Annotated in this window: 10 protein-coding genes; 3 read left to right on the top strand and 7 right to left on the bottom strand. The window is 31.3% G+C overall.

Annotated elements, in window-relative coordinates; translation table 11 throughout:
- Window positions 1–5 precede the first annotated feature (5 nt).
- Both LPB87_RS15020 and LPB87_RS15015 read left to right on the top strand, forming a co-directional pair.
- Window positions 6–242, top strand: coding sequence for a hypothetical protein (locus LPB87_RS15020; RefSeq protein WP_230728422.1), 237 nt, complete (start codon window positions 6–8; stop codon window positions 240–242).
- Between the two features lie 1,030 nt (window positions 243–1,272).
- Window positions 1,273–2,724, top strand: coding sequence for a hypothetical protein (locus LPB87_RS15015; RefSeq protein WP_230728421.1), 1,452 nt, complete (start codon window positions 1,273–1,275; stop codon window positions 2,722–2,724).
- Window positions 2,725–3,143: 419 nt separating this feature from the next.
- Here the strand turns inward: LPB87_RS15015 and LPB87_RS15010 are convergent, their stop codons facing one another.
- The 7 genes from LPB87_RS15010 to LPB87_RS14980 form a co-directional block, all read right to left on the bottom strand.
- Window positions 3,144–5,411 (bottom strand): helix-turn-helix domain-containing protein, encoded by a 2,268-nt coding sequence (locus LPB87_RS15010; RefSeq protein WP_230728420.1) that lies wholly within the window; start codon window positions 5,409–5,411, stop codon window positions 3,144–3,146.
- A 161-nt stretch (window positions 5,412–5,572) separates the two neighbouring features.
- Complete coding sequence (locus LPB87_RS15005; protein ID WP_129540337.1) at window positions 5,573–6,160, bottom strand: OmpH family outer membrane protein; 588 nt, start codon at window positions 6,158–6,160, stop codon at window positions 5,573–5,575.
- 674 nt (window positions 6,161–6,834) lie between these two features.
- Window positions 6,835–7,683, bottom strand: coding sequence for a class I SAM-dependent methyltransferase (locus LPB87_RS15000; RefSeq protein WP_129540338.1), 849 nt, complete (start codon window positions 7,681–7,683; stop codon window positions 6,835–6,837).
- Window positions 7,684–7,780: 97 nt separating this feature from the next.
- Window positions 7,781–8,245, bottom strand: coding sequence for a GNAT family N-acetyltransferase (locus tag LPB87_RS14995; protein ID WP_230728419.1), 465 nt, complete (start codon window positions 8,243–8,245; stop codon window positions 7,781–7,783).
- Window positions 8,246–8,833: 588 nt separating this feature from the next.
- On the bottom strand, window positions 8,834–10,705 hold the full coding sequence (mnmG, locus tag LPB87_RS14990) for a tRNA uridine-5-carboxymethylaminomethyl(34) synthesis enzyme MnmG (protein ID WP_230728418.1): 1,872 nt from the start codon (window positions 10,703–10,705) through the stop codon (window positions 8,834–8,836).
- Between the two features lie 185 nt (window positions 10,706–10,890).
- Entirely contained in the window at window positions 10,891–11,310 is a 420-nt protein-coding gene (gene ybeY, locus LPB87_RS14985; protein WP_129540341.1) for an rRNA maturation RNase YbeY, read from the bottom strand.
- Window positions 11,307–14,618: a hypothetical protein gene (locus LPB87_RS14980; protein ID WP_230728417.1), complete on the bottom strand. Its 3,312-nt coding sequence runs from the start codon at window positions 14,616–14,618 to the stop codon at window positions 11,307–11,309. The genes ybeY and LPB87_RS14980 overlap by 4 nt, the downstream gene beginning before the upstream one ends.
- 164 nt (window positions 14,619–14,782) lie before the next feature.
- Between LPB87_RS14980 and gltX the strand changes: the two genes are divergently transcribed.
- The gene (gene gltX / locus LPB87_RS14975) at window positions 14,783–16,288 is read left to right on the top strand and encodes a glutamate--tRNA ligase (protein WP_129540343.1); all 1,506 of its coding nucleotides are present in this window, start codon (window positions 14,783–14,785) and stop codon (window positions 16,286–16,288) included.
- The last annotated feature ends 130 nt before the right edge of the window (window positions 16,289–16,418 follow it).

The raw sequence follows: 16,418 nt of genomic DNA, 5'->3' as shown, positions 1-16,418 counted from the left end.
ACATCATGAGTAAAGATCTAAAAACAGCAATTAAATATTGGTTTTGGCTATTAATCGGAATATCCTTAATATCAATGCAGGTTTATAAGTATTTCACTAATACACTAGTGTACGACTGGACTGAGGCATTTATATTATTTCTAGGTTTAATGTTCATGATTAAGCCTACAGCGATACCCGATTATGTTTTAAAAACCTTTGGTAAAAAACAGCAATATGGGAAATCATTTACTAGACATTAAAGTGTATTTAATGAACAAATTTTTAAACCTTATTCTTGGTACAACAGATGTACCAACTTATTTAGCAGGGCTTTTGTTTGCCTTAATTGGACTGGCTTTTTATTAGACAGGAAATAATTATACTCTCTTTGTTTCATTAAATAATTAAACAAAGAGAGATAATGCCTCCCGATTACGTTATGGTCGATTACGGTTACCCTAGGTATGAAAAGGTGATGTAACACTTTCAGGGTAGTACACTTGAAAGTCCAGAGATTAATATAACTGCACCGCTTGCAATAGGTTTCTTAATGAATAATTTCATTATGAATGGTGAAGCGGTTGGTAATCAATTTACAATGAAGGTATAACGGAAACAGTTTTATCATTTGATTCGCTTGTTTTTGCGACATTATTATTTCCGTTGGAATTAGTGCTTACGTTTTTTATCAATCTAGATAAAAGTCGTTGAAAGTTGTCGTTTAGCCGTTTGAATGCCCAATTTTCTAGCATCATTACCAGTATAAATGCATCAGGTAATGTGATTTTTAAAGACTTGTTTAACCTCCCTTTAAAGAAAAAGGAGGCTATCAATTCGGAAAAAAAAGAAACTATTAACAGCGCATTGAGTAAAAATCAGCATGATTAAATACTCATTTTCAATTGTAAAAGAATTGATTTATACTGAACAAAATAAAGAAGGACAACTATTAAGAAAGCTTCAATTTGTCTATATACTTTTAGTAATACAAACTAAGGTTGTTATTTAAAGTAAGTCACGAACATCTAATTAAAACGGAAGTTATGGTACTAGAAAAACACCACTCATTATGTAACTATTAACACGTATAAAATAAAAATATAACAAAATTTTACTGGTTAAAATAATTAAAATTATGTTCGATAAGAAAGTTTTTATTGAGCTTAATATAGAAATTCAAAATTGACAAAATATTAAATACGATTTTTTGTCAATTTCTATTACTTAAATTCAAGTACACTTCTTGTCTATAAACCTTATCAAATAAATTACTTTTTAAACATACAAAAAATGGCAACAAACATAAATACAATTTTAAATTGGTTCAAAACGGGCTTAAAACCCACTCAAGAACAATTTTGGACCACCTGGGCTTCGTTTTGGCACAAAGACGAACAGATACCTCAATCAAGTATTTCTGGGCTTGAAAACACCTTAAATACTAAAGCAGAAAAATCCCAACTTGAGGCACATATAAACAATAAAAAAGCACATGCAGATTTGTTTGACAACAAAGCAGACATCATACATACACATAGAATTATTGATATTCAAGACCTAGAAAATACTCTAAATGAAAAGGCTTTAATCAAACATAAACATGAGATTACTGATATTCAAAATTTAGAAAGTGCTTTAGATGAAAAAGCTTTACTTTCACATACACATGAGATTACCAATATTCAAAATTTAGAAAGTGCTTTAGATGGAAAAGCTTTAATCACACACACACATGAGATTGTTGATATTGAAGACTTAGAAAAGACTCTAAATGAAAAGGCTTTACTTTCACATACACATGAAATTACTGAAATTGAAGGCTTAAAAGACCAATTGAACACAAAACTAACAGCAACATTAGCAACAGATAGCGAAACACAAATTGATACAAATATATCTGAAGACAACAAAGTAATAAGCCGATTAAAACTTTTTAATTGGTGGAACTGGATTAAATCACTACCCTTAAAGTGGAATAATACGATTACTACATTTAAAGGAAGTGTAACAAATCCACCTTTAATCATTCCAAATGGAACATTAACAACAGTTCCTGTAAATGGAGCTATAGAGCGTGATGAAAATGGGATATTATGGGAAACTCACGAAGATATCAGATCTGAGATAAGCCCTACCAGCAGTTGTAGAAATCTTGTCGGTGCATTTTTTGAGGGTAATAATACGTATAATAGTGACGTAGTATTTCATGGATATGCTCAGTCAGGTGAAACATTGTATATGTGGAAAGGCTATGGATATAGTGGAGATATTTTGAATGGAATCTATCCTTCTAGTTTTAATAGTCTAACACAAATGAAAAATGGGGATATCTTAGAAACTGAAATTATATTAGCCAGCGGTGAAGTAGGGATGGCGGCTGATTATCCTTATAACTTAAGCATTAACGTATATAACAATAATGATATAAAAAACACAACAGTTTATTCTTGGAATTTAGTTGATGTACCTTACTTAACTCTAAAAATTAACCTTTCTAAGGAGAAAAACTCACACAAGTATTTGATTTCAGTTAATGGAGTCATTATAGACTCGCTAACAAATATGGAATATACAGGTAAAGCAGATTGTAGATTGACAATTACACCAAATACAACTTACACACCAGAAATGCCTGAACAATCAGAAGTGTCATATTTTTCTGAAATATCAACTCTTAATAATCTTATTTATATAAGAAGGGTAAAAGCAACTAATTTATTTATTCCTGCATCATTAACTTAAATAAAAACTATGACTATTAAAGAAATAGAAAAGCAACTGACAATAATAAATAATGCACCAATTAATCTAGTTGAAATAATCTTGTCTAAGCACAAACTATCTCCTAATTTGGCAAGAAAACTATTGGTATCTTATTAGCTGTCAAATATCGTCTGCTTTAAAATCTATTAATTTAATAATTAGGAATGTCCATAGCTATGAAAACAACGTTGACAATACAAATACGTTATTTAATGATAATGTAATTGAATTTAATCAATGTTTAAATGATGTTTAAAATAGGTTGTCCGAAAATTACTTTTCAGACAGCCTATAGTTTTATTTAGATGATGTTTAAAATCGGTTAAAAACGTATATTTTACTATAAAATCGTGTTCATTTCAATTTTGCAATTATAAATGAATATTTAGCATCATTACTTAATTCAAACTTGCTTTAAACATTCGCAATTCATCCCAAGTAAATTTTTCTCCATGTTGTTCTTTCAAACCAGTAAGCGATTCTTCTTTGTAGAACTGAAAAGCTTCAGTTAATGCAGTAATTTTATCCGGAGATAAAACATCTTCAACCTTAATCTTTTTCTCTTGAATCAATTTTACAAAATGAGATTCAATTGTTTGAGTAGTCAGTTTACGAATAGTAGCAATTTCCGAAATAGAGTTTTTTTCAAGCCATAATTCATACGTCTCTTCTACAGTCGATTTTTTAACTGTTTTCTCTTTTGTTGTCTTAGCAGAATAGCGCCTAATCGGCTCATCATCATCAATTAAGTCACTATTTTTATTTTTAAAATTTTCTTGAATAGTTGTTGTTTTCTTTGACCTGTAATTTTTAATCTCTGGCGAAGTTAATTTCTCTTTAGATATAGTTTCACCTGCAACAACAGTTTCGATCAATAAACGGGCTTTAAATAGGCGTAAAACAGCTTTAGTCTGCAATTCTTCCAATAAATTTAATTCATCATAAAATGCTTTCATTTTTTTTGCACGCTGAATTTCTTCCATTTTATACAAAAGCTCATCAACCAATTCATCCATAGGTTTCATGAAATAACTGTAGGCTGCCTCTATCCGTTCAGAAACATGTATTAAATCAACCGTTTCATTATTAAAAATCCTGTTTAACTGAACGATGAATTTTTTTGCTGGATCAACAAGTGATTCAATTATCAAAGTTTGCTTTTTAGCCCAACTGGCATGTTTGGCTTTTTGAGAATTTTCAGATTTATCATTATAGCTGTATTGATGATTGCGCCATTCTTGAGCAAGATCAGCCCAATCAAAACTGTTAGCCAAATATTTATGAATAAAATTCTTAGTTTCAAAGTGCAGTGAGTTCTTCAATAATTCTTCCGAAGCTTTATTCAAAGCATAATCCATTACATCTTGATCGTTAGAAATACCATTCATACGCAGCGGAGAAAGTAAAATAAGCCCGTTTAAAGAACGTAAACGCGATAATGCGACATATGCCTGTCCGGGAAGAAAAACTTGCGATACATCGAGCGCAGCTTTGTCAAAAGTCAAACCTTGGCTCTTATGAACCGTAATTGCCCATGCAAGCTTGATCGGATATTGCACAAAAGTTCCCAGAACCTCCTCCTCTATTTCCTGAGTCATTTCGTCAACTTTGTAACGAATATTTTGCCATTCGTATTTTTCAACTTCAATGGTTTTATCTTCTTCTGGAAAATGAACCATGATTTCCTGGCTCGAAAGAGATTTAATTACACCCATTTTACCATTGAAGTAATTTTTATCAAAAGACAAATCATTCTTAACAAACATAACCTGAGCTCCAACTTTGAGTTGAAGATTAGGATCAAGTGGGTATATTTTCTCAGGAAAATCCCCTACGATATCAGGAAAATAATTATTCATTTTTCCTTTTAAATCATTGATTGCCTGATTATTAATTGTATCAGCTTTAGCATTATGCGTAGTAAGCGTTATATAACCTGGGTTGTTTTTTAAATCAAAATCAGGCTGAACATACTGATTCAAACTCTGAATGTCTTGGGGTGTAATCTGGTTGTTTCTCAGATTATTCAATACCGAAATAAACGAATCATCTGTCTGGCGGAAAATTTTAGATAATTCAATATACAATGGCGGGTTTTGTTGAATTACATGCGAATGAAAAAAGAATTTTCCACGGTAATACGTTCTCAAAGTTCTCCATTCTTCATCACGAATTACAGGAGGCAATTGTAATAAATCGCCAATAAATAAAACCTGAACACCGCCAAATGGATAACTATTCTTACGAACGGTTTGCATCATAAAGTCCATTGCATCAAGTAAATCGGCACGCAGCATACTTACTTCATCTATAACTAAAAGCTCCATATTTCTAATAACAGCACGCTTTACATTATTCATTTTAAAATGCCTGCGCAAAGTTGCTTTCGTTTCAAACTTAGTTGTTTCAGAAAATTGTGGAGAGGAATTATCCGGAATAAATCCAGCAAATGGTAACTGAAACATGGAGTGAATTGTCACACCTCCAGCATTTAACGCTGCAATTCCAGTGGGCGCAACAACAACGGTATTTTTGTGGGTAGTTTCAATAATTTCACGCAATAAAGTAGTTTTTCCAGTTCCAGCTTTACCTGTAAGAAAAACGGAACGTTGCGTTTGATTAATGAACTGTAATGTGTAAGCTGCGGCTTCGGAAATATTTTGCATTTGGCTTGTATTTTAGAACTAAAAAGAAACGAAATTCATATCAGAAAATCATTTTACAAAAATAGAAGAACATATTGAGTAAAAAGCCTACTTGTAAATATTTTATAATAAAAAAAGCCTATATCCAGAAAGATATAGGCTTTAAAAATAGTTTGTTTGAATTATTTTTTAACTGCTGCTGAGTCTTTTGCTTTAGCGTCAGTTTTAGTATCTAGTTTTGTACCAGCTTTGTAGTTATCGTTCAAAGCTTTAACAATCTCTTTTGTGATATCAAATTTGTCTTCTGCATATAAAATCGATGCAGCATCTCCAGTACCGTAAATATAAGCGTACCCTTTTTCTTTACCGTAATTCTTGATGAATTTTTTAACTCCTGTAACTAAAGAATCCATTTCTGCACCACTTTCTTGTTGCAATTGTTGAGCTAATGCTTGTTGAGCATATCCCAATTGTTGTTCTCTTTTTTGTAACTCAGCACCTCTTTGTTGCGCCCATGCTTGACCATTGGCTTGTGCTTGGCTTTGAAAATTAGCAGCATCTTGTTTGAAACGAGTAATCTCCGCTTGAAGCTGTCTACCTTTTTCCTCTGCTTGTGCTTTGTATTTAGCTTCTAAATCTTTTGCTTCAGTGTACTCTTTCATTAAAACTGAAGTATCAACGTAAGCTGTTTTTACTTCCTTAACTTCTGCTGGTTTATTACAAGCAACTACTGAAATCGAAAGTGCGATAATTACTAATGCTTTTTTCATTTTGTTAATTTCTATTTTTTTAAAGTATGAATGACAAAAATATAAAAAAATCAATAGCATCGACATAAAGTTTAAAAAATGCTCAATTTTTCTAGCAATCAATTTTTGTTATTAAACTTAGATTATTTATAATTTACTGCTATTAATAATGGATTTACCAGCCTTTATTTAAGCGATTTTCTAAAAAAAGGAATACAAATACATATTTACCATCTAAAAAGCGCTTTAAAACAACTAAAAATGCGTTTTACTTGTTTTTTAAGACATAAATATGAGATGAATATTCTAAAGTTCGTTTTGCTTTCAAATCTGACTCTAATCCGATAAAAAACGCCAATAGATAATTCATTTTCGCAGTTTTTCATTTTTAAGAAAATAGACTCGCATAAAACGCGTCAAATTTCATGACAAGAATTTTTTCTAAATGCTTAGCTGTTTTTAAAAAAAAAGAATCGATTTTAAAAAAAATGAATTGACACATCAAAAGTGGCTAAAAATGTTTGAAAATGCTCAATTTTTCTAGTATCAATTTTTATTATCAAACTCTATTTATTTATAATTTACTGCTATTAATAGTGGATTCACCAGCCTTTATTTAAGCGATTTTCTAAAAAAAGGAATACAAATACATGTTTACCACCTAAAAAGCGCTTTAAAACAACTATAAATGCGTTTTACTTGTTTTTTAAGACATAAATGTGAGATGAATATTCTAAAGTTCGCTTTGCTTTCCAATTTGACTTTAATCCGATAAAAAACGCCGATAGATAATTCATTTTTCCGGTTTTGTATTTTTCCGAAAGTAAGCTCACATAAAATGAATCAAATTTCATTGGAAGAATTTTTTCCAGGCGCATATCTACTTTTTCAAAAAGAGACTGAATTGCTTTTTTTGAGAAATGCCAAAAATGAATTGGCACATCATAAGCTGCCCAAAAAGTTTTATAATGATTTGCATCAAAAGATTTAAAATTTGGAACTGCTACAATTAACGTTCCAGTTGGTTTTAGTAATCGCTTCAATTCTTGAATTTGCAATTCTAAATTTGGAACATGTTCCAAAACATGCCACATCGTAATTACATCAAAAGAGTTATTTTCTAACTCCGAAATTTTTTCAACAAAAGAAATTCCTTTTTTGATTGCAATAGATTTAGCTCTATCGCTCGGTTCTACTCCAACTGTATCCCATCCATTCTCTTTTGCCGTTAATAAAAAATCTCCGGTTCCAGCACCAATATCCAAAATTCTTCCCTTTTGTGGGTTTTCAGAATTAATCAAATTTAATTTATTCTTCAGTGCAATATTTTTTACAATGTGATATGCTTTTTCAAATAATGAACGTTTGTTGTCTGTGTGCGAAATATAATCTTCACTTTCGTAATATTTCCCCAAATCATTTTCATTGGGTTGTGGAGATGTAATTAGCATGTCCAAAGTTTCATCATAATACAATTCAAAAATTTCTTTAGAAACTGAGTGATCTTTTACAGTAAGAAAATGTTTTTTATTTAAAACGTCCATTTTATAATTATTGGTATTTTGGTTTATTTTTATAGTAAACCCTAAAAACGAAATCTTTCATTTTTAGGGTTTTTTATTCATATTATTTTATTTTTCTTTAACGCTTCCAGTTTATTTTGACAGCCGATATTTTTTCATTTTCCATTCTTATTTCTGAACAAACAGTAAAACCGTTTTTTACATAAAACAACAATAGCGATTTATATGGCGTTGCATTATTTTTAATTTCATTCTCATGGTCAATAACCCAACCATTCAAATTATCATTGCTCTTTTTTAATTCTTTAATCAATAACGAGCCTTTACCTCTTCCTTGAATTTGACTATCGATAATTATTGCAAACCAAACTTCATTTTCTCTCAAAAAAGTAAACGCCCATGCTTTAATTTTATTCTCATCATCAATTAAAAAATAATGTTTTTCATTTGACAAACTTTTCAAATACAAATCAAAATCATGAATTGCTTCATGGTTTAAACTCGTGGGATATTCATTGTTCCAAAGTTGCAATAAGGATTCTTTTAGCTCCGACGATAAAACTTCTTCTTTAATAATTTTCATAATCTAAAAAATTAAAAACTTATTATTCTCTGTAAAATCAAGACTTCACAAAGTAGTTTCACGTGGAACAAATAATTTAAGATTACAAAATCAGTATTAATAAAAATCAATAATTCTCAAAACAGTTTTCAATCTAGTTAATTTCAGATGATGATTTTATAATTTCAATAAAAAAAACCAAAACGAACATCCAACGAATATTGATTCTGATTATACAGCACATTCATAAACTAAAACACAATCAGATCAAATCAAATTTTTATAATCAAAATCAGTTAAATAAATATTCTGGAAAACAAATTAGTAAAACAAACTCCACTCCGTCTATTTAAAAAATGAACTAACAAAAAAATTCAAATGAAACAGAATCATTTCTAATTTACAAATAAATTAAAAACTAAAAGTTCTTGTAAAACTAAGGCTTTACAAAATAGTTTCACGTGGAACAATTTTCAAGTTTACAGTCTCAGTAATCACTTTAAAATATATTAGCTAATCATCTACACTATTCAGATGACAACTTATTAATTTAATTTTCACAAATTGAGTTTAATCTAAAAACTGAGACTAAAAACTTGAAGCAAAATTTTATCTTCCCATGTAAATTAGCAACACCGAAATATCACTTGGAGAAACTCCGCTAATTCTTGAAGCTTGAGAAATCGTCACAGGACGAATTTTTGCTAATTTTTGTTTTGCTTCAATCGACATTGATTTTATTTTATTGTAATCGAAATTTTCAGGGATTTTCACTTCTTCTAATCTAGTTAGCTTATCAGCGTTATTTCTTTCTTTCTCGATATAACCAGAATATTTAACTTGAATTTCGGCTTGTTCTAAAATTTCCTGATCCAAATCATTTAGTTCAACATATTCCTTTACCTTCTCAAATTTCATAATATCTTCCAGATCAATTTGAGGGCGAGAAAAAACCTTGAACATTTTATCACCCTGAGAAATCAAAGCTGTTCCCTTAGATTCCAAAATAGGATTTGCTTCAGCAACAGAAACACTTGTTTCTTTAAAGAAGGCAACCATTTTTTCTGATTCTTTTAATTTATGCTCCATTCTACGTAATCGCTTCTCCGAAGCCAAACCAATTTCATATGACATTGGCGTTAATCTGAAATCGGCATTATCTTGACGCAACAAAGTTCTATATTCAGCACGTGACGTAAACATACGATAAGGCTCTTCTGTTCCTTTCGTAATTAAGTCATCAATTAAAACACCAATATACGCTTCATCACGTTTTAAAATTAATGGTGCTTTTTCGTGAACTTTTAAATGCGCATTTATCCCCGCCATTAAACCTTGCGAAGCTGCCTCTTCATATCCAGTCGTTCCGTTTATTTGTCCAGCAAAATATAAACCTTCTACTAATTTAGTTTCAAGTGTATGTTTCAATTGCGTTGGTGGAAAATAATCATATTCGATTGCGTAACCAGGACGGAAAAATTTCACATTCTCAAAACCTACTACAGTGCGCAACGCTTTAAACTGAATATCCTCTGGCAAGGAAGTAGAAAATCCATTTACATAAACCTCACAAGTGTTCCAACCTTCTGGCTCAACAAATAACTGATGACGCTCTTTATCTGCAAAACGATTAATTTTATCTTCAATAGACGGGCAATATCTTGGGCCGATACTTTTTATTCTTCCATTAAACATTGGCGAACGATCAAAACCTGATCTCAAAATATCATGCACATCCAAAGAAGTGTATGTCATATGGCAAGACCTTTGGTGAACCAAAGGCGTAGTAACATCCGAATATGAAAACTTATCCGGTTTAGCATCTCCCTTTTCTTCATTCATTTTAGAATAATCCAAAGAACGTCCATCCACGCGCGGAGGCGTTCCTGTTTTCATTCTTCCAGATTCAAAACCTGCTTGAACTAAATCTTCGGTGATTCCGTATGCAGCACTTTCTCCTGCTCTACCTCCTCCGAATTGTTTATCACCAATATGAATCAAACCATTCAAGAAAGTTCCGTTTGTCAGAACAACCGACTTGGAGCGAATTTCGATTCCAAGCGAAGTTCGAACACCTTTTATCTTTCCATTCTCAATAATCAGACCTTTCACCATTTCTTGGTAAAAGTCAAGATTAGGAGTTCCTTCAAGCATCATTCTCCATTCTTCTGCAAAACGCATTCTGTCGCTCTGAACCCTTGGCGACCACATTGCAGGTCCTTTTGATTTGTTCAACATTTTAAATTGAATCGCTGTGCGGTCAGAAACAATTCCTGAATACCCACCTAGCGCATCAATCTCACGCACAATTTGCCCTTTTGCAATTCCTCCCATTGCTGGGTTGCATGACATCTGTGCTATGTTTTGCAAGCTCATTGTTACAAGCAAAGTTTTAGATCCAAGATTCGCGGCCGCTGCCGCGGCCTCTGAGCCAGCATGTCCTGCGCCAACTACAATAACGTCGTATTCTTCTAAAAACATTTTATTTTATTATTCTCCAGAAACAGTTTAAGGCACTTTCCAGAATTAACTTTATTAATTTGTTCCACGTGGAACTCTCTAAAAAACTATAAATAAAATGTTCCACGTGAAACACTTTATTTTTTTTTTGCAGTAAAATTAAACCATGTTCCACGTGGAACATGTGTAAAAAAGAAGTTATTGAATTATAGTTCCACGTGGAACATTGCAATTTTTTCTTCCTCTTTTGAACGCATTAATACTGCTTCAGTTTCAGACTTATCTTTATATCCGCAGTAATGTAAGATACCGTGAGCTAACACACGCTTCAATTCATTATCAAAAGGAACATTAAAATCTAGAGCGTTATCACGAACCCTCTCAACAGAAACAAAAATATCTCCGTTTAATTCGTTACCTACAGTATAATCAAAACTGATAATATCAGTAAGTGTATCATGATTAAGATACTCTACATTTATTTTATGAAGATATTCATCATCACAAAAAATGTAACTTATCTCCCCTTCTTTTTTATTCTCTGATAGAATGACAGCAGATAGCCATCCTTCAAACGCTTCTTCATTCTCTAAAACGAAGTCTGTTTCGTAATTAAAATTGATCATTTAGTATTAAAATATTCTTGAACCTTTTGATTAAAATTCGATCGCAAAGGTAATGATTGTCTGTTTAAAATCTCTATGCTATTTAAATAATCTGATAATGACGCAGGCAACGCATTAGATTGATTATTAAATTCTTTCCTATTTGTTTCTGATTGTCGCTTGTTCTCTTGGCCTTGTTCTTGAACAGCTGTATCTAACTTTAATAATTCTTGCTGAATATTCAATATACGTTGCAAGTTTTCATTCTTAAAACCTTTATTCAAAAGTTGTTTTTCTAACTGTTTCATTTGTTCCAATGTCTTTTGCCCATTTGACCCGAGTCCTTGTTTTTCTAATTCCTTTTGTAATGCTTCTCTAAGACGGACTTGCTCTTTGTAAATTTCCATTATTTCTTGAGCATTACCTTCTCCATCATCACCATTCTCACCAGAGTTTCCTTTACCACCAGACTTATCATCCTTTCCATTTTTACCATTTTTTCCTTGTCCTTGCCCCTGCCCTTTTTCCATTCCTTCTTTCATTTTCTTACCAAGTCCCTCTTGTTTTTTTATTATATCTGGCAATTGCATGCCTTCTCCTTGACCAGGTTTGGGTTGTCCTGAACTAGGACTAGCCATAGACATTTGCATATTACTCAATAAATCACTTAGGAAATCAGCCAATTTATTAGCTGATGAAACAGCATATTGTTGGTGAGAAACACCTTTACGGATCTGAACATCCGTTAAAGTTTCAAGCGCTTTATCCATATTGTATTGAACGTTTCCTATTTCTTTTGTAACATCTTCAGCTATTTTTGGGTTACGCAAAGACAAAGCAAACAAACTATCATCAATATGCTTGAACTGTAATTTTAAGTTTTGCTGAATCTTAATATTCTTGTTGAATACAGACGAACCTAACTTAAGTGATTTAAACTGTAACATAACGGCTTCCTCAGATAGTGAAAAAGCTAAAAGATTATCTAAAATCTGACGCAACATTTTAACATCTTCTTCCAATTGTTCTTGCTCAGAAGACTGCATTCCTTCCTTCATTTTCTGAGCCATCTCTTTCATTTTCTTTGCAGCATTTTTCTGTTTAGGCTTAGCTCCTGCACTGTTGTTATTCTTTAACTCTTCTGAAGCTTTCTTTAAATCATTATCAATATCTTTTTCTTTATTAGTATCAGCTGGTATTTCTATTGGAGCTTTTAAAGACTTATTCTCCTCCTTTAAATCTTTTAAATCTTCCTGAAGTTTATCAAATGCTTTATTAATTTCATCTTGCTTCTCTGAAGTGTTTTCTTTTTCTTTATTAGAAAGCTGATCTTGTTTATCTGCTAACTTATCCAATTTATCTTTTAACTGTTCAGCTTTTTTAGTTACATAATATCTCTTTGTAAGCTCAACTAATTGCTCTAAATTCTTAGATTGGTTTTTAGAAATTTGTTTAAATTTATCTATCTTATCAAACAATTCATCACTCTTGATTTTATCATTTAGGTCTTTAAGTTCATCTAATAGCTTTTGATTTTTCTCTAAATCCTTATCCGCATTATCTAAACGCTTTTGTAAATCTTCAATAGTTTGATCTTTCTTTTCAGTCTTGAATTTATCAAGATTCTGATTCATCTTCTCAGCAAATTCTTTCATCATTTGGTCTTGCTGTTTCTGACGCTTGATAAAATCATTTACTTTTTGTTGGTCTTTAAACTCTAAATTATTCTTTTCCTTACCTACTTTTTGAAGTTTTTCTAATTCAGAAATTTGCTTATCCTGACTTTTTAAAGATTTAGAAAGGGCATTAATATTACTATTTTGCTGTTCTAAATCTAGCTCGTGTAACTCATCATTAGTTGCAACACGGTCTGAGAAAACGGAAGACTTTGCACTCTTGAAATTATGAGGAGCATCGTTATCAAAAACTTCAAAATAATATTCATAAGATACACCTTGCACAACAGGAAGATTACTAGGAAATGAAAAAACAAATTGATCAAAGACATTGTTCTTAACAGCAATTGTTCCACGTTTGGCAGTGTTAGGTTTGTTGCGCTCATAATACACTATTTGCAATTTTGACAAACCATAATCATCGGATAATTGCCCTAACATATAATCCTTTCCTAGCTTTAAACTATCAGGAGCAACGCTTACATTGATAGTAGGATACTGATCTTTGATTACTGAGAGCTGATAATTGAGTTTTTCGTAGTTTTTAATCTTATTATTAGATGTAAGGATTTGATATTCTGTATTTTGAGCAATATTTTTAGATAAAATAAAGCTATTATCTCCTTTTACAAAGGGAATTAATGTGCTCCCTTCTTTCCAATCCACATTTTGAGTAGATTTAGTATTCATTTTCCAAGTTACACGAGTTCCTTCAGGTAAAATCGCATTACCAGTGCCACTTATAGTTTCACTTTTTTTATTTAAATAAGATGGATAATTTAATTGCATTTCGAAGTTTGCAATAGAAGGAACTGTAATAACTTTCAGTTCATAAGATGGAGAAGTTACCTGATTAGCCTCTACATAAAACTCAACGTTACTATTCGGCTTTTCGATTTTAAATTCAAATACTCCAGGTTTAGTTGATTCCATAAAATAACTTTCGTTTTCAATATGAATCATAACATTCTCAGGAATAACATTCCCTTCAGATTGTACTTGAAGGATGAAATCTTTATTCTGTTCAGTTTGTAAATTTGAATTTAGAACTACAAATTTAAAAGGAGCAGGTGGTAAAAAAGCAGCATTAAAGTGCACTACCCTATTTAAACTTTGAGAAAGGATACCACTATTTCCAGAAATATAAAAAACTAAAAAGAATAAAATTGGTATTAAAGCTAAGGGTAAATATTTCTTGTTAGCACTAAAATTAATTGCATTGCTAAACGGAATCAATTGTAATGAATTTGCTTTTTGTTCAATAGAAGCCAACATTAATTCTGATTTTTCAATCTCATTAGTAGTAGATGATAGTTGTAAAAAATTAGTTAATTTATCATTTACTTCTGTGAAATGATTTCCAATGATTCTTGAAGCTTCCTTATAATCTATCCCTTTTTGAATCTTAAATAATTTAAAAAGTGGAAACATAATAAAACGAAACAACAGAAACACTTCTACACATACAAAAGCACAAAACAAAAGAGTTCTTCCTAATGGCTTTAACCAAAGAAAATATTCAATGAAAATGGTAAATAAAAAATATAATAAACCAAATCCAGTAAAAAGAAGTAAACCTCTAATCAACTCATTGGTGTAATATTTTTTTATAAAATCTTCAAGCTTTTGATATATAAATGGAACTGTTTTCAAAATAGTATTCTGTTTTGCTTATAACCTATAAAAGTAATAATTTTAATTAGATAATGATCTATTAGATAATTAGTCAATTGAACTGCAAACAACACATTATCACATTAAAACTCATATTCAAATTCTCTAATTAGAATCGTATCTTTGCATCAAAATTTAAACAAATGTCAAAGCAAGTTCGTGTGCGTTTTGCACCAAGTCCGACTGGACCATTACATATTGGTGGTGTTCGTACTGCCCTATTTAATTATTTATTTGCAAAAAAACATAACGGTGTTTTTTATCTTAGAATTGAAGATACAGATCAAACCCGTTTTGTTCCTGGAGCCGAAGCTTATATTATGGAAGCTTTAGAATGGTTAGGAATTGCTCCAGATGAAACTGTTGGAAAAAATGAAAAATTTGGTCCATACAGACAAAGTGATCGTAAACATTTATACCAACAATATGCTGATCAATTGATCAATTCAGGTTGGGCGTATTATGCATTTGATACTCCGGAATCATTAGATGCTCTAAGAAAACAACACGAAGCAGAAGGAAAAACTTTTATATACAATCATCATAACCGTGAAAAGCTGGATACTTCTCTAGTAATTTCTGCTGATGAAACTGCTAAGAGAATTACTAATGGCGAACATTATGTAATCCGTTTTAAAACTCCGGTTAACGAAACATTGCATTTACAAGATATTATTCGTGGCGAAGTTAAGTTTGAAACTAATCTTTTAGATGATAAAGTTTTATTTAAAAGTGACGGAATGCCTACTTACCATTTAGCAAATATTGTAGATGATCATTTGATGGAAACATCTCATGTAATTCGTGGTGAAGAGTGGTTACCATCTATGCCTTTACATGTTTTACTATACAGAGCTTTTGGTTGGGATGCACCAGAATTTGCGCACTTGCCATTAATTCTAAAACCAATTGGTAACGGAAAATTATCTAAAAGAGATGGTGATAAACTAGGTTTCCCAGTATTTCCATTAGAATGGAAAACGGAAGAAGGTGTTTCATCTGGATACAGAGAGAAAGGATTTTTCCCAGAAGCTGTTATTAACTTTCTAGCTTTATTAGGCTGGAACGATGGAACTGACAAAGAAATCTTTTCATTAAATGAATTAGTAGAAGCATTTGATCTGAACAGAGTACACAAATCAGGAGCAAAATTTGATCCAGAGAAAAACAAATGGTTTAATCACCAACATTTGATTAAACAAAATAATGAAGATTTAGCTAAGGACTTCTCTCCTATTCTTGAAGAAAAAGGGTTCTCGACTCCGCTAGAACTGACAACAAAAATAGTTTCTCTGATAAAAGAACGTGCTCATTTTGTTTCAGAATTTTGGGAATTAAGTGATTTCTTTTTTCAAGCTCCTACATCATATGATGAAAAAGCAAGTAAAAACTGGAAGGAAGAAACTCCTGCATTAATGCAAGAACTTACATCTGTTCTAGAAAATATTGAAGATTTTACTTCTGTAAATATTGAAACTATAGTAAAAGATTGGATGACTAAAAATGAAATTGGAATGGGTAAAGTTATGCAACCTTTCCGTTTGAGTTTGGTTGGAGCTTTAAAAGGTCCTCACCTATTTGACATTGTTGAAATCATAGGAAAAGAAGAAACAATCTCAAGAATACAAAAAGCAATAGTAGCTTTGTAAACAAATAAATACTATAATTAATAAAAGCGTTAAGAATACCAATAGAGGCTATTCTTAACGCTTTTTTATTTTAATGAAAACATAACGTATTAAAATGGAAGAAATTTCGTAATTTGACCGTTAATATTTA

The sequence above is a fragment of the Flavobacterium sp. EDS genome (genome assembly GCF_020991525.1).
GTDB lineage: Bacteria > Bacteroidota > Bacteroidia > Flavobacteriales > Flavobacteriaceae > Flavobacterium.
The sequence above is the reverse complement of the archived record's forward strand: the minus strand, read 5'-3'. Positions and strand labels throughout refer to the sequence as shown.

What these genes read in the sequence shown, in the direction of transcription:
- LPB87_RS14995 (WP_230728419.1), bottom strand. Translation starts at nt 8,245, where the DNA reads ATGAAAATTATTAAAGAAGAAGTTTTATCGTCGGAGCTAAAAGAATCC.
- LPB87_RS15020 (WP_230728422.1), top strand. Translation starts at nt 6, where the DNA reads ATGAGTAAAGATCTAAAAACAGCAATTAAATATTGGTTTTGGCTATTA.
- LPB87_RS15005 (WP_129540337.1), bottom strand. Translation starts at nt 6,160, where the DNA reads ATGAAAAAAGCATTAGTAATTATCGCACTTTCGATTTCAGTAGTTGCT.
- gltX (WP_129540343.1), top strand. Translation starts at nt 14,783, where the DNA reads ATGTCAAAGCAAGTTCGTGTGCGTTTTGCACCAAGTCCGACTGGACCA.
- ybeY (WP_129540341.1), bottom strand. Translation starts at nt 11,310, where the DNA reads ATGATCAATTTTAATTACGAAACAGACTTCGTTTTAGAGAATGAAGAA.
- LPB87_RS15000 (WP_129540338.1), bottom strand. Translation starts at nt 7,683, where the DNA reads ATGGACGTTTTAAATAAAAAACATTTTCTTACTGTAAAAGATCACTCA.
- LPB87_RS15010 (WP_230728420.1), bottom strand. Translation starts at nt 5,411, where the DNA reads ATGCAAAATATTTCCGAAGCCGCAGCTTACACATTACAGTTCATTAAT.
- mnmG (WP_230728418.1), bottom strand. Translation starts at nt 10,705, where the DNA reads ATGTTTTTAGAAGAATACGACGTTATTGTAGTTGGCGCAGGACATGCT.
- LPB87_RS15015 (WP_230728421.1), top strand. Translation starts at nt 1,273, where the DNA reads ATGGCAACAAACATAAATACAATTTTAAATTGGTTCAAAACGGGCTTA.